Genomic DNA, 23,479 nt, shown 5'->3' with positions numbered 1-23,479 from the left:
ATGCAGATTGATTTTCATGATAAAACGAATTCCGTGACAGAAGATTATATCGATCTGATCGATCGGCTGATCCAATACGCAGCGGATGCAGAGAAGATAACCGAGGAAGCGGAGATGTCCATTACATTTGTGGACAATGCGGAGATACAGGTGATAAACCGTAATTATCGTCAAAAGGACGCGCCTACGGATGTCATTTCCTTCGCGATGCAAGAAGAGGGCGAAGGTGAGCAGCAAATCCTTGGGGAAGAAATCCCGATTGTATTCGGCGATATCATCATCTCGGTCGACAAAGCCAAAGAACAGGCAGAAGACTATGGTCACAGTGTGGAGCGGGAACTGGGTTTCCTCGCCCTTCATGGGTTCCTGCATCTATTGGGATATGATCATATGAATGAAGCGGATGAGAAGAAGATGTTCGGCCGACAAGAGGAGATTTTGAATGGCTTCGGACTCAAACGGGAAGAAAACTAAAACTGGCATCGGTTTCCGTTATGCCTGGAATGGGATCCGGTGGACTTTCCTCAGGGAAAGGAATTTTCGGATCCATACAATTGCAGCGGTCATGGCACTGCTCGCAGGTTTCGTTTTCCGAATCGGAACAGCCCAATGGGCCGCTATCCTTTTGAGCATCGGCTTTGTCATCGCGACGGAAATGATCAATACAGTTGTGGAACTGGCGATGGATCATCTGTCACCTGAGCAGAGCCGGACAGTGGGCCTAATCAAGGATATTGCGGCTGGAGCTGTCCTCATTGCAGCGATGACAGCCATTTTTGTCGGGTTGGTCGTTTTCGTTCCGGAAATCATTTCGGCAATGTGAGAAAAACCGTCCATATCACTGGACGGTTTTCGTATGTAGTGAAGTTAATTTGCTGGAAGCGGGGAAAATATTAGCTGGAGCGTTCTAAGCGGATGCTTTCGCTTTTGTTTCGGCTAGCTGTGAGAGCCAGGGACTGCGCCGTAAGCGATAAATCCCTGCGTAAGGAAAGAACGCCTTCCTCCGGGCTTTCTCACTTACTTCTCCGTCCCTGATCGGCTCTTTCCGCTTTTGTTTTTATCGGCTAGCTGCGAGAGCCAGGGACTGCGCCGTAAGCGATAAGTCCCTGCGGAAGGAATACCACCTCCCTCCGGGCCTTCTCACTTACCACTCCGTTTCTTACCGGTCTTCTCCGCTTTTGGTTTTTTTTAACCCCTTTTGTCGAATGGGTGAAGTGGCGGGGGATTTGTAGTAAGATAGAGATACAACATTTTAATAGTACTTGAGGTTTTTGTCGTACTAGTACTTGGAGGATTAATACAGCATGCAGAAAGAATTTCGTTCTGGTTTCATTTCCATCATCGGGCGGCCGAATGTTGGGAAATCAACTTTATTGAATCGTTTTGTCGGTCAAAAGATCGCTATCATGAGTGATAAGCCGCAGACGACTCGCAATCGGATCCAAGGGGTGCTCACTCAGGATGATGCACAGTTCATCTTTATCGATACGCCTGGTATCCACAAACCGAAGCATAAACTTGGTGATTTCATGGTCAAGACTGCAGAGAACACGATGAATGAGGTGGATGCGGTCATGTTCATGATCAATGCCGAGGAAGGCTATGGCCGAGGCGATCAATTTATCCTGGAAAGGCTGCAGAAGGTCAATAATCCTGTCTTTCTTGTAGTGAATAAAATTGATAAAGTCCATCCCGATAAGCTGCTCGAACTCATCGAGCTGTATAAGGACAAGTTGGACTTCGCTGAAATCGTTCCGATCAGTGCATTGGAAGGTAATAATACAGCGCATTTACTTGAAACTTTAAAAGGTTATCTGCCAGAAGGCCCCCAATATTATCCAGAGGATCAAGTCACGGATCATCCGGAGCGATTTGTCATCAGTGAGCTTATTCGGGAAAAGGTTTTGCATCTGACACGTGAAGAAGTCCCGCATTCGATTGCGGTTGTCATCGAAGCGATTGAGAATCGGCACAGTACAACTGAAAAGGTATTCATCCAAGCGACGATCGTCACAGAACGAAAATCCCAAAAAGGGATCATTATCGGCAAACAGGGCAGTATGCTCAAACAAGTAGGGAAACTTGCGCGTAGAGATATAGAGATGCTGCTTGGCAGTAAGGTATTCCTGGAGCTTTGGGTCAAAGTGCAGCCTGATTGGCGGAACAAGCAAGCTCAGCTTAATGATTACGGTTTCAGCCGTGAGGAGTATTGATAGCTGGTAATATTTGAAGCACATGGATTCGAAGGTAAGGTGTCATCCTAATTAGGAGTAATTGTTTTGTATGTTCATTTCTTAAAAATACAAAGAAAGGTGGACTTCCTGTGATTGATTTCCATTGGAAAATCTTCAGCAAGACCGGGAGTATCGAAACCTACTTATTGATGAAAGAAATCGAAACGATGTACAATTCACTAATGCCTCCGGAGCAAGATAACATCATCGAGCTCCCGAATTATAACCGCCTTCAATCGAAAATGTAAGCAACAGGAGTGGGAGAGCGTTGCTCCAAAATGTAGAAGGAATCATCCTGCGCACGCAGGATTATGGGGAAACACATAAAATCATCACGATCTTCACCGAGGATCGCGGGAAAATAGCTGTCATGGCCAGGGGAGCCAAAAAACCGAAGAGCAGGATGGCTGCGATTGCGCAGCCATTCATTTTTGGTTCATTCCTGGTGCAGCTTGGATCTGGTATGGGAGCAATGCAGCAGGGGGAGCCTCTGCAAAGCTTCCGATCGATCCGTGAAGATATCGTAAAAACAGCTTATGCATCTTATATAGCGGAAATGACTGATAAGCTGACAGATAATAATAAGCCTGATCCTGATCTATTCCGGCAGCTGCTGCAAGTACTGGAATGGATCAATGATGGCAAAGATGCGGATGTCTTGCGTATCATCTATGAATTGAAGATGTTCCGCCGCGGCGGCTTTGCGCCGACCGTCCACCAATGTGTCAATTGCGGCAGCACGGAAATGCCTTTTAGATTTTCCGTACCTGAAGGCGGTATGCTTTGCCGCCGGTGCATGCATCTTGATCCCGATGCTTATGCGTTATCGGAAAAGGTCACAAAGCTCCTGCAGCTTTTTTCCAGCATCGATATTTCCAGGATCGGCAATATTTCAGTGAAACCGGAAACCAAACGGCTTTTGAACGAGTTGCTTGATGCTTATTATGAACGGTACGGAGGCTATTTCCTGAAAAGCAAGAAATTCCTTGCTCAATTGGATAAACTACAATAAAGCTTTGTTGACAATCAGTATGTCATTTTAGTATGATTAAAAAAAATCGACGGCTTGCGTTGAAGAAGAGTAGTATCCGTCCGGTTCTTTGCAAAGCGAATCTGGGATAGTGGGAGCCAGAACAAAGGCAGACGGGGAAGGCGCTTCGGAGCAAAGGAAAAAGAGTGGCTTCCGTTTGGGAGCAAATAGGGTGGAACCGCGGTAATCCCGTCCCTATGCTGTACATGCAGCATAGGGACGGGGTTTTTCTTGTTCCGCCTTGACGTTGATGAATATAAGATGGAGGGAATCCGATGAATATCCAAAATATGATTTTGACGTTACAGAAGCATTGGTCAGACCAGGGCTGTCTATTGATGCAGGCGTATGATGTAGAAAAAGGGGCCGGTACGATGAGTCCGATGACATTATTGCGCAGCCTGGGTCCGGAGCCATGGAACGTGGCTTACGTAGAGCCATCCAGACGCCCGGCTGATGGCCGCTATGGCGAAAACCCGAACCGTCTATACCAGCATCATCAATTCCAGGTGATCATGAAGCCTTCACCAGACAATATCCAGGAGCTATACTTGGACTCCTTGCGCAAATTGGGTATCGATCCTTTGGAGCACGATATCCGCTTTGTCGAAGATAACTGGGAAAACCCGACGCTTGGAGCCGCTGGTCTTGGCTGGGAAGTGTGGCTTGACGGTATGGAGATCACCCAATTCACCTACTTCCAGCAAATCGGCGGCCTCGAAGCCAAGCCTGTTTCTGTTGAGATTACATATGGTCTGGAACGTCTGGCTTCCTACATCCAGGATAAAGAGAATGTTTTCGATTTGGAATGGACGGATGGAGTGACGGTGGCAGATATCTTCAAACAGCCTGAATTCGAGCATTCCACTTATACTTTTAAAGAATCTGATACAGACATGCTGTTCCAGCTGTTTGATATGTATGAAAAAGAAGCAAAGCGGATCATGGACCAAGGTCTTGTCTTCCCGGCCTATGATTATGTACTGAAATGTTCCCACACATTTAACTTGCTGGATGCAAAAGGGGCCATTTCGGTTACCGAGCGTACCGGTTATATCGGCAGAGTCCGGAACTTGGCGAGATCCATTGCGAAGAGCTATGTAGCGGAACGGGAACGACTTGGCTTCCCGATGCTGAAAGAAGGAGCGGATGAGCATGCAGAATAAAGATGTACTTTTTGAAATCGGTTTGGAGGAAATGCCTGCCCGTTTCCTGCCCGGCACGATCGAGCAGCTTGAAACGAAAACGGCAGCTTGGCTGGATGAGTTGGGTCTTTCCTATGACAAAGTGACGGTACAAGGAACGCCGCGGCGTATCGCTGTTACAATCCAGTCGCTTTCGGATAAGCAGCCTGATATCGAAGAAGAGGTCAAAGGACCGGCACTGCGTATCGCAAAAGATGAAGCGGGGGAATGGACAAAAGCAGCACAAGGTTTCACGCGGGGGCAGGGTGCTTCCGTCGAGGATATTTACACAAAAGATGTGGATGGGACAGAATATATCTTCGTGAAGAAATTTGTCAAAGGACAGCTTGCGGCTGAATTGCTGCCATCCTTTAAAGATGTGCTGCTCAGCTTGCATTTCCCTAAAAATATGCGCTGGGGCTCCGGCAGCCTGCGCTATGCTCGACCTATCCGCTGGATCGCAGCATTATACGGCGATTCCATCATCCCGATGGAGATAGCTGGAATTGAATCATCGAATCTTACTTATGGACATCGCTTCCTGGGAAGCACAGCGACCATCGATAATCCTGGCGCATATGCTTCTGTGCTTGAGAAGCAATTCGTCATCGTGGATCAAAAGCAGCGCAAGCAAATGATCATCGATGGCATCCGTCAGTTGGAGACTGCAAACGGATGGCGGATTCCAATCGATGAAGAACTGCTTGAAGAAGTGCTGTATCTTGTCGAATATCCAACCGTGTTCCACGGTGACTTTGCCGAAGGCTTCCTTGATTTGCCGCAAGAGGTGCTGATCACCAGCATGAAAGAGCATCAGCGCTACTTCCCTGTGACGGATGCATCCGGCAAGCTGCTGGCACATTTCATCGGTGTCCGTAACGGAAACAGCGACCATTTGGAAAAGGTAGCCCGCGGAAACGAGAAGGTGTTGCGTGCTAGACTGCAGGATGCTGAGTTCTTCTATGCGGAAGATAAAGCACAGCCGATCGAGAAATCACTGGAGAAACTATCCAAGATGGTCTATCAAGTGGAGCTCGGTACTTTGCAGGATAAAGTGGATCGTGTGACGAAGATTGCAAAAATGATCAGTGAAGCTGTCGGAGTGGATCAGGAAACCGCAGATCGGACACAGCGAGCTGCCAGCATCGCTAAATTCGACCTCGTGACCAATATGGTGAATGAATTCACTGAATTACAAGGTATCATGGGCGAAAAGTATGCACGCCACTTCGGAGAAGACGAACGTGTTGCCCAAGCGATCCGTGAACAGTATATGCCGACTTCATCCCACGGGGAGCTTCCTGAGTCAGTGGAAGGTACGATTGTCAGCATTGCGGACAAACTGGATACGATCGTTGGAAGCATGGTCATCGGAAATGTTCCGACTGGCTCACAGGATCCATACGGCTTGCGTCGTCAAGCTGCCGGTATCATCCAGATGCTTGCGAAAACAGACTGGCAGATTACCATTGAGGATATCGTCGAACGTACAGTGGCTTTATTCGAAGAGAATTCGCTGCCGACAGTCGAAAAAGATGTGTATACAGAGGATATTCGCAGCTTCTTCCACCAGCGTGCTTCGCAATTGCTGAAAGAAGAAGGCATCTCTTATGACGTGATCGAGGCGGTTCTGGCTATTCAAATCGGCAACTATCCGTATACCCTTGCTAAGGCGAAGGTATTGCAGGCATTGCGTCATGATGAGGATTTCAAACCAGTGCAAGAAGCATTGGGACGTGTCATCAACCTGGCTAAAAAAGGTACAGACCAAGGCGTGGACGAATCATTGTTCGAAAACGAACAGGAAAAGCAGCTGTACGGTATGCTTGAACAAAACAAAACCATCTATTTGAATGCTGCCTCCAAACGGCAGGCGGGAGAGGCTTTGGATACATTGGCTGCGTTCGCTGACAGCATCCATGCATTTTTCGACCATACGATGGTCATGGCAGAGGATGAAAAATTAAAAATGAACCGCTTATCATTATTGAACCAATTGGCTGCACTGATCCTTAGCTACGCGGATGTGACAAAAGTACAGTGGAAGCAGGTCCAATGAGGGCAGTTCTTGGATAGAGGTGATGAACATGGATTTGTCTAAACGACAACAGCAGATTATCGCGATTGTGAAAGAGGCGGGTCCGATAACAGGTGAACAGATCGCCGAACGGCTGAATCTGACGCGGGCGACATTGCGTCCGGATTTGGCCATACTGACAATGGTTGGTTTCCTTGATGCAAGACCTCGTGTTGGTTACTTCTATACAGGTAAGACAGGTTCAGAAATCATCACGGAAAAACTGATGAAATATAAAGTGGAAAATTTTCAGTCGATGCCGATCAGCGTCAAAGAAGATGATTCTGCTTATGATGCCATCAGCGCAATGTTCCTAAGCGATGTCGGTACGCTCTTTGCAGTCGATCAAGACAATAATCTCGTTGGTGTTGTTTCCCGGAAGGATTTGCTGCGGGCAAGCATCGGCAATCAGGTGCTGCAGGATATCCCGGTTCACATCATCATGACGAGGATGCCGAATGTAGCCGTTTGTTATCCGGATGAGCTGCTGGTCGAAGCGGCCAATCGATTGATTGAAAAACAAATCGACAGCCTGCCTGTCCTAGAAAGATCGAATGAGGATGGAGCAAAAGTTGTTGGGCGTATTACCAAGACGACGATCACGAGGGCTTTTGTCGAACTCGCTCGAAATGAACTAATGTAAAAGAATCCAGGAGGGGAACCGATGGAGAAACCAATCGTCTTCGTTGTATCAGATTCTGTAGGAGAAACAGCAGAGCTTGTTGTGAAAGCAGCGCTCAGCCAGTTCAATTTGGACGAACCGTTCGCTTTGCAGCGCGTTCCGTATGTAGAGAATACTTCCATCTTGGAAGAAACGATAAAGCAAGCCAACGAATGTCCTTCGATCATTGCGTTTACGATGGTCAATCCGGATTTCCGGGCTTACCTGTCCAATGAGGCCAAGCGGCATGGCATACCTTGCATCGATCTCATGGGTCCGCTGATGGATGAAATGGAAAATATGTTCCATCAGAAGCCGAAGCTGCAGCCTGGCCTTGTACATCGGCTTGATGAAGATTATTTCCGCAGAATCGAAGCGATCGAATTCGCGGTGCGCTATGATGATGGCCGGGATCCGCGCGGCATTACACGGGCCGATATTGTACTCATTGGTGTCTCACGTACTTCCAAAACGCCATTATCCCAGTATTTGGCGCATAAACGCCTGAAAGTTGCCAATGTACCGATCGTTCCCGAGGTCGAGCCGCCCCGGGAGCTTTTCCAGGTGGATCCTGCCAAATGCATCGGTCTTCGCATCAGTCCGGAAAAGCTTAATAATATCCGCAAGGAACGTCTGAAAGCACTGGGGCTTGGAGACCAAGCGAGCTATGCCAATATCGACCGGATCAATCATGAGCTGGAGCATTTTGATAAGATTGTCGAACGAATCGGTTGTCGTGTCATCGATGTTTCCAATAAAGCAGTGGAAGAAACGGCGAACAGTATCCTTACCGTGCGTAACCAACAGGATTAATTTAATTCAAAGTTAGTGTTAAGATTCTGTTTAACTGTTGACGGTATTCCGGTGGAATCTTTACGATAACAATAGAAGAGGTGACGGCAGACAATCTGTTGTTGCCTCTTCTATTTCGTAAATCGAATCCGGCGAGGAGACCTGACTCAAATGAAAAAACAGCAGCAGATTCAATCCATCTATCTTATGCGGCTTTTGGCAATGTCACTTGTCGTACTCGTCCATGTAACGGGCGCCTATGCCACCGTTTTGCCTTTTGCAAGCGATGCATATGAAAAATATCATTTCCTGAATCGGATCATCCGGATCGAAGCCGGTATCTTCATTGCCATCACCGGTCTGGTTTTCTTTTATCAATACAAAAATAAAAAACTGACAAAAAACTTGTGGAAGGATTATTACAGGAAACGAGTCACCTTCATATTGGTTCCTTACATCATATGGGCGCTGGTGTATGAATTGCACAAAGCGGTGCTTGGGTTCGGTGATTTGCAGCCAGCAGCCATTCTGAAGCGTATCATTTTCGGTGAAAGCTATTATCAGCTGCATTTCATCTTTCTCATTGTCCAGGTCTATTTGGTGCTTCCATTGCTGATATGGCTGGATCACAGCTCGGCTTTCTTCAGGAGATACATGTTCATCTTCGGGGGACTGCTTCAGCTTGGTTATATAGCGCTGCAGACGTTCCTGCCGCCAAGTCCGTTTCCGTTATTCCTGCAGCTTATGGGGACCTTACTGCTTGGTGGCTGGATCGGCGTCCATTATGACAGGGAAAAAGCAAAAAGCAACCACTGGTCTACATGGATCTGGCTGCTTATCAGTGCCATTGCCGGCTCGGCGATTGCAATTTATTATTACGCTGCCGGTACACTGGGGAATTTGGAATGGAATAATATCCTATATGAGAGCGTCAATTATATCTTCCTTATCACGGGCTGTTATGCAATCTTCAGGATCGCTGAATCGGCGACGGACAAACTATCCGCTTCCGCACTCGCCAAATTACAGCAAATTGCGAGTTATTCATTCGGGTATTATCTGCTCCATCCGCTTGTGCTTGATTATGTGACAAGAACGATACCTGCATACAGCAACTATTTGTTTCATATCCAGATATTGCTGCGCTATCTGACAGTGATGGGGGTTTGCTTCGCAGTCATTTATCTATTCCATCGTTATGTGCCTTTTGCCTCCGTCCTATTTGGAAAATTACCGCGGAGAAGTGGCAAGCTGCAGCGGTCAAAGGCTTCCTGATCAAGGTCAAGAGGATTGTTTTCCCTAGAGTGAAATGATTATCGTATTAAAACTAAAATGATGGCTTTTTCAATTACTTTGTATTATAATTAGTTTTTGTGAAAAAATGTTGTTAGTATGATTTATGTATAAATGGCAACCCTTGAGGTAAAAAGCTTTATAAAAATTTTACGAAAAAGGAAGGATTCCGCATTTTATTGTAGAATAAGTGAGACATGAAATCACATAACTCCATTGTATATGTGGATGCAGATAGCTGTCCTGTAAAGCAGGAGATCATTTCTGCATGTGCAGCGCATCACGTTCCTGTGCGTTTCATCACCACCATCAATCATCTGAGCAGTGATTCGGATGCTTCATGGGTGGTGCTTGATCCTGTAGATCAAGCGGTGGATTGGTATATTCTGAATCATATCAGCCCCGGAGATTGTGTCGTTACGCAAGACCTGGCATTGGCAACTTTGCTGACGGCAAAGGATGTAACTGTCATCACACCTCGCGGGGAACTGATCACGGAGGCTGATGCAGATGAAATCCTCCTAAGAAAGCACATGCGGATCCAAAATCAACGACAGGGCAAACGAATAAAGGGACCTTCCAAGCTGACAGCTGCTGATCGAAGAAGATTCCTTACTATTTTTTCGTCTTTTTGTCGAAAAATGCAGGAATCAGACGGAAGCTGTTGAATTATATAGGTTGGTGATGTGGAATGGCTGGTGGAATACCAGAAGAAGTGGTCGATGAAGTTCGTAAATCGAATGATATTGTGGATGTCATCGGGGAGCATGTCCAATTAAAGAAACAAGGGCGGAATTATTTCGGACTTTGTCCTTTCCATGGGGAGAAATCCCCATCGTTCTCCGTAACGCAGGAAAAGCAGATTTTCCACTGTTTTGGCTGCGGTAAGGGAGGGAATGTATTCACTTTCCTGATGGAGCTGGAAGGTCTTTCTTTCTCCCAGGCTGTCCAGCAGCTCGCCAAAAGAAGCGGGACGGACTTGCCTGCACATGTAACGGAGCAGCAGGACCGCGCACAATCCAGGGAAGAGCAGACAGCACTTGAGGCGAATGAGTGGGTCGTCAAGCTTTATCACAACCTGCTGCGCAATACGAAAGAAGGCAAGACTGGGTATGAATATCTCCTTGGCCGCGGTCTGACCGATGAGACGATTGATACATTCCAGCTTGGTTTTGCCCCGAACAGCAGGGACTTTACCGTGAAATTCCTCGAAGGAAAAGGGTACAAGCCGCAGGAACTGCTTCATACTGGTTTATTTTCGACCGATAAAGAAAATAAGCCCCAGGATCGCTTCCGCGGCCGGGTGATTTTTCCGATCCGGAATCACCTCGGTAAGACGGTCGGCTTTGGCGGACGTACATTAGGCGGTGATCAGGAGCCGAAATATCTGAACAGTTCCGAAAGCGAGCTCTTCCAGAAAGGAAGGATGCTGTTCAACTTCGACCTGGCCAGGGGTGAAATCCGCAAAACGGCTCAGGTGGTCGTGTTCGAAGGGTATAATGATGTGATTGCAGCCTATCAGGCCGGAGTCCGGAATGGGGTTGCGACTCTTGGAACTTCCCTGACAGAGACGCAGGCGCGGCTTTTGAAGCGTTACGCAGAACAGGTCGTCATATGTTATGACGGTGACAAGGCAGGATTCGAAGCTTCTTACCGTGCCTTGCAAGTGCTGCGGAAGGCCGGCAATCATGTACGTGTCGCCATGCTCAGGGACGGTCTGGATCCAGATGATTTCATTCGTGAGCATGGAGCGGAAAAATTCAAGCGTTCCATCATTGATGCCGCCCTGACGGATATGTCCTTCATGATGCATTACTTAAAGCAGGACTTCAATCTTTCCATTGAAGGAGATCGCCTGCAATATGTAGAAAAAGTGTTGGATGAGATTGCACAGATTGAAAGCTCTGTAGAAAGGGAACACTATCTGCGGGAGCTGTCAAATGCAATGGATCTTTCCGTTGATACACTTGCCTCCGATCTTGAGCCAAGACTCCGGAAAAAGGAAAATAGGAGAGCTGCAGGCAATCCGGCAAAACCGCAGGTTCCAAAACAGCAATCCCGTCATTATGAAAAAAAAATACCAACTGCATATCAGACAGCAGAAAAACAACTGCTTGCGCATATGCTTAGAACAGCGGCTATAGCGGATAAGGTCCGGGAAGAAATCGGCGCTTCCTTCATAACCGAACAGATGCAGGTGATTGCCACCCATCTCTATGCGTTTTATGAGGAGGGACATGACGCGGATGTCAGCCAATTCGTGTCATCACTGGAGGATCCGTCCTTGCAGCAGCTGGTCATTCAAACGGCGATGCTTCCGGTGGTCGAGGATATCAGCGATCAGGAAATCGGTGATTACATCCGGACGATCAAGAACGAGCAAGTGAATAAGACGGACATTAACCAGCTGCTGGCCGAGCAGCGGCAAGCCGAACAGGAGAATGATCCGATACGCGCAGCACAGATAGCCATGAAGATCATGGAAATACGTAGAACTTTAAAAAGTTCTCTGTAACAATAGATAGCTTGATGTTTTGGAAGGAGGAGGACTTATGGCGGAAAATAAGCCAGCAGGTTCTAAAGTGAATGATACTGAAATGACATTGGAGCAAGCAAAAGATCTCCTTGTTGAAATGGGTAAGAAGCGCGGAGTCCTTGCTTACGAAGAGGTAAGCGAGCGTCTTGCGAATTTCGAATTGGATTCCGATCAAATGGATGAAATCTATGAGCACTTGAACGAACAAGGTGTGGAAGTGATTGGTGAATCCGATCAGGACCCTAATATGAAGGAAATTGCAAAAGAAGAGGAATTTGACTTGAATGATTTGAGTGTGCCGCTCGGCATCAAGATCAATGACCCTGTCCGTATGTACTTGAAAGAAATCGGACGTGTCGATTTATTGTCTGCAAAAGAGGAAATCGAACTTGCAGAACGAATCGAAGCCGGCGATGAAGTAGCGAAACGGAGATTGGCGGAAGCGAACCTTCGACTTGTTGTCAGCATTGCGAAACGCTATGTCGGACGCGGTATGTTATTCCTTGATTTGATCCAGGAAGGTAATATGGGTCTCATCAAAGCAGTAGAGAAATTCGATTACCGCAAAGGTTTCAAATTCAGTACGTATGCAACTTGGTGGATCCGTCAGGCAATCACACGTGCGATCGCCGACCAAGCACGTACGATCCGTATCCCGGTGCATATGGTCGAAACAATCAATAAGTTGATCCGTGTGCAGCGTCAGCTCCTGCAGGATTTAGGGCGTGAACCGTCTCCTGAGGAAATCGGTGAAGAAATGGATCTTACACCGGAAAAAGTACGGGAAATCCTGAAGATTGCACAAGAACCAGTATCCCTTGAAACACCAATCGGGGAAGAAGATGATTCCCATCTTGGAGATTTCATTGAGGACCAGGAAGCAACCTCCCCATCTGATCATGCAGCATATGAATTGCTGAAAGAACAGCTGGAGGATGTATTGGATACATTGACTGACCGGGAAGAAAATGTCCTTCGTCTGCGTTTTGGACTTGATGACGGCAGAACGAGAACACTGGAAGAAGTCGGCCGTGTATTCGGCGTCACCAGGGAGCGTATCCGTCAAATCGAAGCCAAAGCATTGCGTAAGCTTCGCCATCCAAGCCGGAGCAAACGCTTGAAGGATTTCCTGGAATAAGAAGGCTGCGCTCAGCTATCATGCGTGTACCGCATATGGCTGGGCTTTCTTATTGCCTTTAGGAATACATACATTTTACAAAAACTGAGAGGCGAATGCAAATTCTCCTGGCAAAAAGTATGGGAGGATATTTTACAAAAAACACGTATATTTGACAGAGGAGTTGGATATAATGAACGTTTTATCATTATCAAAGCGGCTTTCGGCAGTTGCTGCCCATCTGCCTGAATCCGCTCATTTCGTCGATGTCGGATCAGATCATGCTTATCTTCCTTGTTATGTATGTCTGAACGATCCTTCGAGCCTGGCGGTAGCAGGGGAAATCAATGAAGGCCCTTTCCGCAGTGCGCAAAAGCAGGTGAAACTGCAAGGATTGGAAGACCGTATCGATGTCCGGAAAGGAGACGGACTGGCAGTGGTGGAAAAGGATGAAGTGCAACAGGTCATCATTGCCGGGATGGGAGGCCCGCTGATTGCCTCGATTTTGGAACAAGGGAAGGATAAGCTTGGCCGTGTCGAACAGCTTATCGTCCAGCCGAATATCGATGCCAGGGTTCTTCGGAAATGGTTCCAAGCTAATGGGTTCGTCCTGCAAAAAGAGCAGATCCTGGAAGAAGCTGGACATGTTTATGAAGTGTTGGTCGCTGTCAGGCAGGGTAAGGATATTTATCATGAGGATGCAGCCATCCGCGAAAAGGAGCTTTTGCTCGGCCCGATATTAGTGAAGGAGAAAAATCAAGCCTTTCGTATGAAATGGCTGGATTACAAGCGGAAGCTTGAGCGGAATGTAGCGAATATGCAGCAAGCGCAGCATGTCGATGAGATAAAGCTGGCAGCTTTTAAGAAAGAACTGGCATGGCTTGAGGAGGAATTGGATGACTGAACAAATACGGATTGCTGACGTTATCGAGTATTTCGAATCTTGGTGCCCGTCATCGCTTGCATATGATTGGGATAATGTCGGTCTGCAGGTAGGGACGCTTGATAACCTGGTGACTGGTATCATGACAACACTGGATGTAACCGAAGCTGTTGTGGATGAGGCGATACGGAACAGGGTGAATTTGATCATTGCCCATCACCCTTTATTGTTTGCCCCGCCAAAAAAACTGGATACGGATACACCGAAAGGACGCATCATCCAGAAGCTGCTGAAACATGACATCACCGTATATGCAGCCCATACGAATCTGGACCTGGTCGAAGGCGGTGTCAATGATATGCTGGCGGATGCTTTGGAATTGATGCAAAAAAGGGTCTTTCTGCCGGAAGGGAATCAGACTTTCAAGAAACTGATTGTCTTTGTCCCGAAGACACATGAGCAAAGAGTGAAGGATGCCTTGCATGCAGGAGGAGCTGGTAATATAGGGAATTATGAGAAAGTCAGCTTTGTTTCCCAAGGCAGCGGATACTTCCAGCCTATGGACGATGCACAGCCTTTCATTGGTCAGGCAGGGGTGCTGGAGCAAGTGGAAGAGGTTCGAATCGAAGTGCTGGTACCTAGTGAGAAGGTAAGACAAGCGGTGGATGCAATGATTAAAGCCCATCCGTATGAAGAAGTGGCATACGATATTTATCCGGTTGAGCAGACAGGGAAAGTTTATGGCTTGGGCCGAATCGGTAAACTGCCGTCACCGATGACATTGCGTGAACTGGCTGAAAAGGTAAGACAGCGGTATGATGTGCAGCATGTACGTTTTATCGGGGATGCATCTGCTTCGGTAGAAACAGTCGCTGTACTCGGAGGAAGCGGCAGGGACTATATCAACCAAGCCCTCAAACAGGCTGATGTCTATATCACCGGGGATTTAACATTCCATGAAACACAGGATGCAATGGAAGCAGGACTGAAACTGATCGATCCAGGCCATTATGCTGAACAGATCATGAAGGAAAAGGTAGCGGATTATTTGCAAGCTGCATTCAAAGAAGTGCCTGTATTTATATCTCAAGTGAATACGGATCCGTTCCGTGCCATATGAAAAAACCGAGTCCGTCATGGACTCGGTTTCCTTATGCTTTTTTGACTTTGACTTTCGGAAGGATTTTCTTCGGATCCACATTGAATTCCAGCTTCACATCTTCCTTGGATGCCGGATCGAATTTCTCGATGAAATTGATGACTTCCTTCGTCACAGGAGTGGGAGTGGAGGCGCCGGCAGTGATAGCCACCGTTTCAACACCTTCCAGCCATTCCAGCTTCAGCTGGGAAAGATCTTCGATGCGGTATGCCTTTGTACCAGCGATTTCTTCTGATACCTGTGCAAGGCGGTTGGAGTTGTTGCTGCGCGGATCGCCGACAACCAATGTCAAATCAGCATCCTTTGCTTGTTCAGCGACAGCTTCCTGGCGTACTTGTGTTGCCATGCAGATTTCCTGTATCATCTCTGTCTGTGGGAATTTCTCTTTTACAAGCTGCATGACATCGTAGACATCCCACTGGCTCATCGTCGTCTGGTTCGTCACGATCAGCTTCTCAGCATCCAATTCGAGTGCTTGTACGTCTTCTTCCGTCTGGACGAGATGAACCTTACCGGGAGCGACACCCATCGCACCTTCTGGCTCTGGATGGCCTTTTTTCCCGATATAGACCACTTCATAGCCCTCAGCCACTTTTTCACGGATCAAGTCGTGGGTGCGGGTCACATCCGGGCAGGTTGCATCAAGGACTGTCAGGCCTTTTTCATGAGCTCGCTGTTTTACTTCAGGTGATACACCATGTGCGGTGAATACTACGGTACCGCTGTCTATTTGTTCTAAAAGCTCCATTCGGTTCGAACCATCGAGTGTGATGACACCTTCCGTTTCGAATGCATTGGTTACATGCGCATTATGCACGATCATGCCGAGAATGTAGATCGGCCGGGGCAGGTTCTCATCCCTTACGGCATTCTGCGCTATCACCATGGCATCCACCACACCGTAGCAGTAACCTCGCGGCGCTATTTTGATTACGTTCATTCGCTGTGTTTCCCCCTTCTCCGTTTACACGGGACATCTATTTCTGGGTCTTCTCCATTATAAAGGCTATTAGGGAATATGACAAAGATTGTTTATTATCCGCATGCAATCGTGCAAAATATGACAAAGTCCTCTATAATGTAAAAAGTAAGAGAATGACCAAAAGGAGTTACACATGAAAAATCATCAATTCAAACAATATGCGCTTCAGCCGACAGTCAATGAAGCGATTGATAAACTTGGCTTTGCCAAACCAACACCGATCCAGGAAAAAGTCATCCCGGCTGTTCTGCGCGGGGAAAGCGTCATTGGGCAGTCCCATACCGGATCTGGTAAAACGCATTCCTATTTGATTCCATTGTTCAGCAAGTTGAAGGAAGGCGAACAGAACGCACAGTTCGTCGTCACGGCACCAACTCGGGAACTGGCCATCCAGATTTATGAGGAAGCCCGCCACTTCATCAAACTCGCCGGTAAAGAGCACGAATGGCATACCAAGCTGTTCATTGGCGGCACAGACAAAAAGAGATCGATCGAGAAATTGAAGACACAGCCGCAGATCGTCATCGGTACACCGGGCCGAATCCTCGATTTGATGGAGGAGCAGGCTTTGGATCTGTATCCTGCTGCGAGCTTCGTCGTCGATGAGGCAGATTTGATGCTGGACCTTGGTTTCATCAAAGAAGTGGATCAGATTTTGTCCCGGATGCGCCAGGATGTACAGCTGCTTGTATTCTCAGCGACAATTCCGGAGCGGCTGCAGCCATTCCTCAAAAAATACCTGGAGAATCCGAAGCACTTCGAAATCGGCGGTCATCTATCTCCTGAGACGATGGAACACCGCCTGATCCCGATGCGCCACCGCAGTGAAGCGGAGATGATCATGAAGATAGCTGGTGTCATCCAGCCCTATATGGCGATCATTTTTGTAAACGGAAAAGATGCCGCCAATGCCCTGGCAGCCGAATTGACGGATAAAGGGCTGCAGGTGGGCTTATTGCACGGCGGACTCACGCCAAGGGAACGAAAGCGTGTATTGCGGGATATCCAGGAGCTGCGGTTCCAATACCTGGTTGCAACCGACTTGGCAGCACGCGGCATCGACATCAAGGGTGTCAGCCATGTCATCAATGCGCAGCTGCCAAAAGAGGAGCCTTTCTATGTACACCGCGTCGGACGGACTGCGCGTGCAGGATTGGAAGGTACTGCAATCAGCTTGTATCATGATCATGACCTGGAGCTGATCCAGAAGCTCGACAAAAAGGGTCTTGCCTTCACGACCTATGACATTGCAGGTGGAGAGTGGAAGGAACTAAAAGCTTGGAATGAGCGGGTTACGCGGAAAAAGACGGAATCCGATAATGAATCCCAAGCATGGAAGCAAGTGCGGAAGCCGAAGAAAGTAAAACCGGGCTATAAGCGTAAAATGAAATATCAAAAAGATAAAATCAAGAAAAAGCTGGACCGAAAAGATCGTTTTAAGCGGAAGTAAGGAGAAAGAGATATATGATAATCGGATCACATGTCAGTATGAGCGGGAAGAAAATGCTATTGGGTTCCAGTGAGGAAGCGTATTCCTATGGCGCCAATGCGATGATGATTTATACTGGGGCACCACAGAACACAAGAAGAAAGGCGATCGAAGAGCTGAACATCGAAGCAGGACGTGCGCATATGAAAGAGCACGGAATCACTGACATCGTCGTGCATGCTCCTTATATCATCAATATCGGAAATACAATCAAGCCGGAGACTTTCGAGCTCGGTGTCAATTTCCTTCGCAGTGAAATCGAACGGACAGAAGCTATCGGGGCGGAACAGATCGTGCTTCATCCCGGTGCGCATGTCGGGGAAGGAGTCCCGGCTGCTATCCAGAAAATCATTGAAGGTCTGAACGAAGTGCTGGAAAAAGAACAGAATGTCCAGATCGCATTGGAAACGATGGCTGGAAAAGGATCTGAGGTTGGATCGAACTTTGAAGAACTTGCGCGCATCATCGATGGCGTTACGTATAATGACAAGCTATCCATTTGCTTCGATACTTGCCACACACATGATGCAGGCTATGATATCGTCAACGATTTCGATGGAGTATTGGATCATTTTGACAGGGTGATTGGCCTGGACAGGTTGAAAGTGATCCATGTCAATGACAGCAAGAATGAACGCGGAGCACGAAAAGACCGGCACGAAAACATTGGTTTTGGCCATATCGGCTACGATGCGCTGCGTTATATCGTCCATCACGATCAGCTGCAGCATTTGCCTAAGATTTTGGAAACACCTTATGTCGGGGAAGACAAGAAGAACAAAAAAGCACCTTATGCACATGAAATCGATATGCTGATGGCAAATAGTTTCAATCCGAACTTAAAAGAACATATCATGGCGTAAAAAAACACCCCGGAAGCAGCGATTGCTTCCGGGGTGTTTCTCTACAGCTGGATGCCGTGTTCCTTCGCCAGCTGCAGGAATATTTGGTGGGTTTTTTGGGCGGTTTGTGTATCGGTGATTTGGGCGAGAGCCTTCAGCATCTGAAGCCGATCATTTTCTTTGAATGGATCTAATCTGTTCTGACGCAGAAATTGGACGATTTGGGATGCCTGTGAGGGCGTAAGGGGTACTTGATATGCTCGGCTTTGCTCCAGGATCTCATCTACAGTCAAATTCTTCAGCTTATTAAGGACGAGTTTATGGACGATGAAATTCATTGGAAACCTCCAGCTCTAAGGTGTGGATGAAGCATAGGAATTCCTTTATCTACCTGGTTAGTTTATGCCCAAATGACACAAAATAGAACCATACCTTACCCCAGATAAGGAGGTTTCACATGGATAAGGAGCAATTCGATCAAGATGTAAAGACAAAGCGTGATATGGAAACATCAGCAGAGATATCTCCTGCGCAGGATGGCTACCGGCGTTCTGAAAAAGAAGAAGGAAACCATGCGACTGATTCTGGCAAGGTATTCGGCTATATCGCCTTGATCTTATCTGTTGCAGCTTTCTTTTTCGCACCGATCCTTGTCGGGGCAGCTGGTATCGTCTTCGGCGTATTGGCGAAGAGAAGAGGCGCAGATACGCTAGGAAACATCGCCTTGATTGTGAGCATTTTAGCAATTGTCATATCGCTATTCACAGCACCATATGTATAAAAAAAGCTGACTCCATCCGGAGTCAGCTTTCTTATGCTTCAGCTGCTTCTTTTTCTTTTGCTTGTTTTGCAAAATATTCTTCAGCAAGCTTATCGATTTCGACTTTCAATTCCTCGACCATTGTTTCTTCAGGTACTTTCCGAATGATTTCACCGTGGCGGAACAGCAATCCTTCTCCGCGGGCACCGGCGATGCCGATATCCGCTTCGCGTGCTTCACCAGGGCCGTTGACCGCACATCCGAGTACGGCGACTTTGATAGGTGCCTTGATCGTGCTGATATACTCTTCCACTTCATTCGCAATGCTGATCAAGTCGATTTCGATGCGTCCGCATGTAGGGCAGGAAATCAATGTCGCTGCATTGGAAGATAAATTGAATATTTTGAGCAGCTCGCGTGCCACTTTTACTTCTTCCACTGGATCCGCGCTAAGGGAAATCCGCATGGTGCTTCCGATTCCTTTACTTAGGATGGCGCCCAGACCGGCAGCACTTTTTACTGTACCGGCAAACAGTGTTCCTGATTCAGTGATACCAAGGTGAAGCGGGTAAGGGATCACTTCTGCCGCTTTTTCATATGCTTCGATGGCCAAGGATACATCGGATGCCTTAAGGGATACGATGATGTCATGGAAATCGAGTTCTTCCAAGATCTTGATATGATGCAAGGCACTCTCTACCATGCCATCTGCAGTCGGATAGCCGTATTTTTCAAGGATGTGACGCTCCAATGAACCAGCGTTTACACCGATACGGATCGGAATGCCTTTTGCTTTGGCTGCGTTGACGACCGCCTCAACCTTTTCCCGTTTACCGATGTTGCCTGGGTTGATCCGGATTTTGTCCGCTCCGCCTTCGATCGCTTTCAGAGCCAATTTATAGTTGAAATGAATATCTACAACCAGCGGAATGTTTATACGTTTCTTGATTTCAGGAATCGCCTCGGCTGCACGCTGGTCAGGGCATGCAACTCGCACGACTTGACAGCCTGCTTCCTCAAGACGCAGTATTTCCGCTACCGTAGCTTCCACGTCATGTGTCTTTGTTGTTGTCATGGACTGAATGACAACCTCGTTTTTACCGCCAATCGTAATGTCCCCGACTTTGACCGGACGGGTGTCTTTTCTGTGTATTAATGCCATTTATATATCGCTCCTTTGATTATCGCGAGGAAAACAGGGATATATCCTTATATTTTCCCATTATAATGCTAATCCTGTTAAATTAGAAGTAACTAGGCTCAAGTTTAATAAAATCTTCATTTAAGATAATGGGGGAAATAATAGGCGGATCCTGCATCCAGTGCATACGGATCCTTTCCCGGATTCAGTTCCTCGAAATCCCGGATCACCTGTTCCATCGTAACGCGCAAGTCATTATTGTTCAACTCATTTGCTACGGATAGAAGCGTATCGCCTTGTTTTACCTGCAGCAGCACGGGCTGAAACGTCTCCTGGTGCGTTCCTTGATTTTCATCGGCTCCGGGTTCTTCTGTTTTTGTTTCTGCCTGTTTGGGGACAGCAGGTATCGGACTTCCGATCGTCAGATCCTTCCATATACTCATGAATAAAGCACAGCAAAATAGAAAGATGCCCATCCGTTTCCACATAAGACCTTCCTCCGATCCAGGACTATTATGATAAGTATTAGGCAGAGGGAGGGAAATACCTTTTATAGTGAAACAAAAAGTCGATTTGAACGTATAAAGATAGTAGAAGAAAGGAGTATGGACATGCTGGATTACAATTGGATCCCAGTTTTTATGACAGGTCTTGGGACAATGTTTCTTATCGGGGAGATCCTCGTTAAAGCCAAAGGAATCTTTTTCTTGTTGGGGGCAGGCTTCATCAGTACTTACTTTATCAGTTATCTGGATCCATCGAGCTTATGGTATATGCTTCCGCTCTATTTTATCGGCATGCTGCTGATTGTCATTGACGGGAAATTGCTTAATGACGGGACACTCAGCGTAATTGGCCTATTGACGATGCTGCTTACTGTCGGATTCACAGCACCGAATTGGACAGCGGGAATCTATGCGATCATCGGAGTGATAGTCGGAGCGGCGGGATCCATGATTTTTCTCAAAGCGTTCCCGAAAAGGGATATGTGGGGCAAGATAGCCTTGCTTGATACGCTAAGTTCCGACAAAGGATATAATTCCATGAATGAGACATATGCTGCGCTCGTGGGACAGGAAGGGGAAACGGTGACACCGATGCGCCCATCTGGCACGGTCCGTGTCGATGGCCGTGAATTAAGTGCTGTCACAGATGGAAAGTGGCTGGATAGGGGCAGCCGTATCAAAGTGACGAATGTCAGCGGTGCTCGGATCATGGTGGAGCAAGCGGAAGAAAATAAAGAATAGAGAAAGAATTCTATTAAATAAATTGTAAATTTCTATACAAGACCTTTACAAGCCTCCTGACACAATCAATAATTGGATTAGGGAACACAGAAAGGGAAGGAAGGCTTGCATTGTCTAATTGGGAATTTATCATCTTTGAATTTATCGGAGGTTTGGGCCTGTTTCTCTTTTCGATCCGTTATTTGGGGGATGGATTGCAGCGGGCATATGGCAGGCAGCTGCAGCTTGCCATGCATCGCTTTACGGTTCATCCGCTGATCGGAGTATTATCAGGTCTTATCGTAACAGTCCTCATTCAAAGCAGCACCGCAACAAGCATACTCATTGTCGGACTGGTGAACGCAGGTTATCTAACATTGAGACAGGCAGTTTCTGTCCTGATGGGGGCCAATATCGGGACGACATTGACCGCATTTTTCATTGGTATCAATCTGATTCAATTCGGACTGCCGATCATGGCTCTGGGCGCATTCCTGATTTATTTCTTCGTCAATCAGCGAGCGCAGCAAATCGGAAAGGTCTTATTCGGGGCCGGAGGTATTTTTTATGGACTTACTCTGATCGGAAAGGGACTGCATCCAATCCTGGATATGGAGGCCTTCCAGTCTTTGGCTGCGAGCATGCACAGCAATCCGATAGCCGGTGCCGCCATCGGGACTTTCACGACCATCGTGGTGCAAAGCAGTGGCGCGACAGTCGCTATCCTGCAAGAACTATACGCGCAGAATGGTATTGATCTTACCGGAGCCATGCCGGTTTTACTTGGAGACAATCTAGGCACGACCTTGACAGCAATGCTTGCAGCAATCGGTACTACCGTACAGGCAAAGCGGGCGGCGCTGAGTCATGTGATGTTCAATGCTATCGGAATGATCGTTTTTTTGTTGATTCTTCCATTATTTGTCGATATCGTAGCATGGATGCAGCACACATTCGAGCTGAATGACAAACTGACTATTGCCAGCGCGCATGGCTTTTATAATATAGCCAATACATTATTGGTGCTGCCGTTTCTAAGTCTGTTCGTCTGGTTCATAACAAAAATGATACCAGGTGAAGAAGAAAAGCCGATGGCACTGACCAATCATCTTGATCCATTATTCATCCAGCAATCCCCGGTCGTCGCATTGGAGCAAGCGAAGCTGGAAGTTCTCCATATGGGCAGGCTGGCAGTGGATGGATTGGAGCAAGCCAGTACATATGCAAATAATCACGAAAGGCAATTTGCGGATTTGTCGATGCAGCTGGAGAAGGAAGTAAATAGGAAGGATCGGGAAATCACCGATTATTTATCTAAAATCTCCACAAATACGCTGTCAGAGGAAGAAAGATCTAGGCACGCAGCGCTCCTGGATGCCATCAGGGATATCGAGCGAATCGGAGATCATTTCGAAAATATCGTCGAGTTCGTGGATTTTCAAATTTCAAGCAATATCAAACTGACGAAGGAAGCGCAGCAGGAATTGAATAGTATGTTCGATTTGACGATCATGACAGTAAGACAGGCCATAGAAGCATTGGACAAGCAGGATCGTGAAACCGCACTTGCAGTCCTGCAAAAGGAAGATAAAATCGACAATATGGAACGAACTTTCAGGAAGTCGCACCTCATCCGGCTCAATGAAGGAAAGTGTACCGGTTCTGCGGGAATCGTATTCGTTGATATCATAAGTAATTTGGAACGTGTAGGCGATCATGCCGTGAATATTGCGCAGCTTATACTGGTGGAATAGACAGGAAGATATCTCCCTGTCTATTTTTTTCTTGCCAAGCTGTCCGCAGACATGCTATAGTATTCCTGTCAGTTAACGAGTTCAAAAAACATAATAAAAATTTATGTTAAAACGATTGACAAGTTATCGGGAGCATGGTAAATTATATATCGTCGCTAATACATAACTTACTTATTAACATTATTCCACAGTAGCTCAGTGGTAGAGCTATCGGCTGTTAACCGATCGGTCGCAGGTTCGAATCCTGCCTGTGGAGCCATGGCGGTGTAGCTCAGCTGGCTAGAGCGTACGGTTCATACCCGTGAGGTCGGGGGTTCGA

24 protein-coding genes and 1 tRNA gene are annotated in these 23,479 nt (G+C 47.1%); 21 read left to right on the top strand and 4 right to left on the bottom strand.

Annotated features, from left to right (window positions below; genetic code table 11):
* From ybeY to CHH53_RS07115, 15 genes are all read left to right on the top strand, one after another.
* Positions 1–474, top strand: coding sequence for an rRNA maturation RNase YbeY (ybeY, locus tag CHH53_RS07185; RefSeq protein ID WP_095215450.1), 474 nt, complete (start codon positions 1–3; stop codon positions 472–474).
* Positions 443–823: a diacylglycerol kinase family protein gene (locus CHH53_RS07180; protein WP_095215449.1), complete on the top strand. Its 381-nt coding sequence runs from the start codon at positions 443–445 to the stop codon at positions 821–823. The genes ybeY and CHH53_RS07180 overlap by 32 nt, the downstream gene beginning before the upstream one ends.
* Before the next feature lie 481 nt (positions 824–1,304).
* Positions 1,305–2,213, top strand: a complete 909-nt coding sequence (gene era / locus CHH53_RS07175) for a GTPase Era (RefSeq protein WP_095215448.1) — start codon at positions 1,305–1,307, stop codon at positions 2,211–2,213.
* A gap of 110 nt (positions 2,214–2,323) precedes the next feature.
* Positions 2,324–2,482, top strand: coding sequence for a YqzL family protein (locus CHH53_RS17785; RefSeq protein ID WP_143594479.1), 159 nt, complete (start codon positions 2,324–2,326; stop codon positions 2,480–2,482).
* Positions 2,483–2,502: 20 nt separating this feature from the next.
* Positions 2,503–3,246 carry a DNA repair protein RecO gene (gene recO / locus CHH53_RS07165; RefSeq protein WP_095215446.1) on the top strand — a complete coding sequence of 248 codons (744 nt, stop codon included), beginning with the start codon at positions 2,503–2,505 and terminating at the stop codon, positions 3,244–3,246.
* A 293-nt stretch (positions 3,247–3,539) separates the two neighbouring features.
* Complete coding sequence (gene glyQ / locus CHH53_RS07160; RefSeq protein ID WP_095215445.1) at positions 3,540–4,430, top strand: glycine--tRNA ligase subunit alpha; 891 nt, start codon at positions 3,540–3,542, stop codon at positions 4,428–4,430.
* Positions 4,420–6,507: a glycine--tRNA ligase subunit beta gene (gene glyS / locus CHH53_RS07155; protein ID WP_095215444.1), complete on the top strand. Its 2,088-nt coding sequence runs from the start codon at positions 4,420–4,422 to the stop codon at positions 6,505–6,507. The genes glyQ and glyS overlap by 11 nt, the downstream gene beginning before the upstream one ends.
* A 28-nt stretch (positions 6,508–6,535) precedes the next feature.
* The gene (gene ccpN, locus CHH53_RS07150; RefSeq protein ID WP_095215443.1) at positions 6,536–7,168 is read left to right on the top strand and encodes a transcriptional regulator CcpN; all 633 of its coding nucleotides are present in this window, start codon (positions 6,536–6,538) and stop codon (positions 7,166–7,168) included.
* A gap of 21 nt (positions 7,169–7,189) precedes the next feature.
* Complete coding sequence (locus tag CHH53_RS07145; RefSeq protein ID WP_095215442.1) at positions 7,190–7,999, top strand: pyruvate, water dikinase regulatory protein; 810 nt, start codon at positions 7,190–7,192, stop codon at positions 7,997–7,999.
* 150 nt (positions 8,000–8,149) lie between these two features.
* Complete coding sequence (locus tag CHH53_RS07140) at positions 8,150–9,253, top strand: acyltransferase (RefSeq protein WP_095215441.1); 1,104 nt, start codon at positions 8,150–8,152, stop codon at positions 9,251–9,253.
* A 215-nt stretch (positions 9,254–9,468) separates the two neighbouring features.
* A complete protein-coding gene (locus CHH53_RS07135; RefSeq protein ID WP_095215440.1) occupies positions 9,469–9,939 on the top strand; it encodes a YaiI/YqxD family protein in 471 nt (156 codons plus the stop codon).
* A gap of 23 nt (positions 9,940–9,962) precedes the next feature.
* Positions 9,963–11,786 carry a DNA primase gene (gene dnaG, locus CHH53_RS07130; RefSeq protein ID WP_095215439.1) on the top strand — a complete coding sequence of 608 codons (1,824 nt, stop codon included), beginning with the start codon at positions 9,963–9,965 and terminating at the stop codon, positions 11,784–11,786.
* A gap of 37 nt (positions 11,787–11,823) precedes the next feature.
* Positions 11,824–12,945, top strand: coding sequence for an RNA polymerase sigma factor RpoD (gene rpoD, locus CHH53_RS07125; RefSeq protein ID WP_095215438.1), 1,122 nt, complete (start codon positions 11,824–11,826; stop codon positions 12,943–12,945).
* Between the two features lie 172 nt (positions 12,946–13,117).
* The gene (locus CHH53_RS07120; RefSeq protein ID WP_095215437.1) at positions 13,118–13,828 is read left to right on the top strand and encodes a tRNA (adenine(22)-N(1))-methyltransferase; all 711 of its coding nucleotides are present in this window, start codon (positions 13,118–13,120) and stop codon (positions 13,826–13,828) included.
* The gene (locus CHH53_RS07115) at positions 13,821–14,927 is read left to right on the top strand and encodes a Nif3-like dinuclear metal center hexameric protein (RefSeq protein WP_095215436.1); all 1,107 of its coding nucleotides are present in this window, start codon (positions 13,821–13,823) and stop codon (positions 14,925–14,927) included. The genes CHH53_RS07120 and CHH53_RS07115 overlap by 8 nt, the downstream gene beginning before the upstream one ends.
* Positions 14,928–14,958: 31 nt before the next feature.
* On the opposite strand, the gene CHH53_RS07110 is transcribed toward CHH53_RS07115, so the two are convergent.
* On the bottom strand, positions 14,959–15,906 hold the full coding sequence (locus CHH53_RS07110) for a 4-hydroxy-3-methylbut-2-enyl diphosphate reductase (RefSeq protein WP_095215435.1): 948 nt from the start codon (positions 15,904–15,906) through the stop codon (positions 14,959–14,961).
* Positions 15,907–16,081: 175 nt separating this feature from the next.
* Here CHH53_RS07110 and CHH53_RS07105 point away from each other — a divergent pair, with 175 nt between their 5' ends.
* Positions 16,082–17,398 (top strand): DEAD/DEAH box helicase, encoded by a 1,317-nt coding sequence (locus CHH53_RS07105; RefSeq protein ID WP_095215434.1) that lies wholly within the window; start codon positions 16,082–16,084, stop codon positions 17,396–17,398.
* 14 nt (positions 17,399–17,412) lie between these two features.
* Positions 17,413–18,300 carry a deoxyribonuclease IV gene (locus CHH53_RS07100; protein ID WP_095215433.1) on the top strand — a complete coding sequence of 296 codons (888 nt, stop codon included), beginning with the start codon at positions 17,413–17,415 and terminating at the stop codon, positions 18,298–18,300.
* Positions 18,301–18,341: 41 nt separating this feature from the next.
* Here CHH53_RS07100 and CHH53_RS07095 read toward each other — a convergent pair whose 3' ends face one another.
* Entirely contained in the window at positions 18,342–18,617 is a 276-nt protein-coding gene (locus CHH53_RS07095; RefSeq protein WP_095215432.1) for a DUF2624 domain-containing protein, read from the bottom strand.
* Between the two features lie 119 nt (positions 18,618–18,736).
* Between CHH53_RS07095 and CHH53_RS07090 the strand changes: the two genes are divergently transcribed.
* Positions 18,737–19,060: an MFS transporter gene (locus CHH53_RS07090; protein WP_095215431.1), complete on the top strand. Its 324-nt coding sequence runs from the start codon at positions 18,737–18,739 to the stop codon at positions 19,058–19,060.
* 31 nt (positions 19,061–19,091) lie between these two features.
* Here the strand turns inward: CHH53_RS07090 and ispG are convergent, their stop codons facing one another.
* Together ispG and CHH53_RS07080 are read right to left on the bottom strand one after the other, a co-directional pair.
* Positions 19,092–20,201, bottom strand: a complete 1,110-nt coding sequence (gene ispG, locus CHH53_RS07085) for a flavodoxin-dependent (E)-4-hydroxy-3-methylbut-2-enyl-diphosphate synthase (protein WP_095215430.1) — start codon at positions 20,199–20,201, stop codon at positions 19,092–19,094.
* Between the two features lie 116 nt (positions 20,202–20,317).
* Positions 20,318–20,668, bottom strand: coding sequence for a type IV pilus assembly protein FimV (locus tag CHH53_RS07080; protein ID WP_095215429.1), 351 nt, complete (start codon positions 20,666–20,668; stop codon positions 20,318–20,320).
* A gap of 123 nt (positions 20,669–20,791) precedes the next feature.
* On the opposite strand from CHH53_RS07080, the gene CHH53_RS07075 reads away from it, so the two are divergent.
* From CHH53_RS07075 to CHH53_RS07065, 3 genes are all read left to right on the top strand, one after another.
* Positions 20,792–21,427, top strand: coding sequence for an NfeD family protein (locus tag CHH53_RS07075; RefSeq protein ID WP_340082012.1), 636 nt, complete (start codon positions 20,792–20,794; stop codon positions 21,425–21,427).
* Between the two features lie 110 nt (positions 21,428–21,537).
* Entirely contained in the window at positions 21,538–23,160 is a 1,623-nt protein-coding gene (locus tag CHH53_RS07070) for a Na/Pi cotransporter family protein (protein WP_095215427.1), read from the top strand.
* 184 nt (positions 23,161–23,344) lie between these two features.
* A tRNA-Asn gene (locus CHH53_RS07065) sits at positions 23,345–23,419 on the top strand.
* The last annotated feature ends 60 nt before the right edge of the window (positions 23,420–23,479 follow it).

This window comes from Terribacillus sp. 7520-G (assembly GCF_002271665.1).
GTDB lineage: Bacteria > Bacillota > Bacilli > Bacillales > Amphibacillaceae > Terribacillus.
This window is presented reverse-complemented; position numbering and strand designations above follow the sequence as displayed.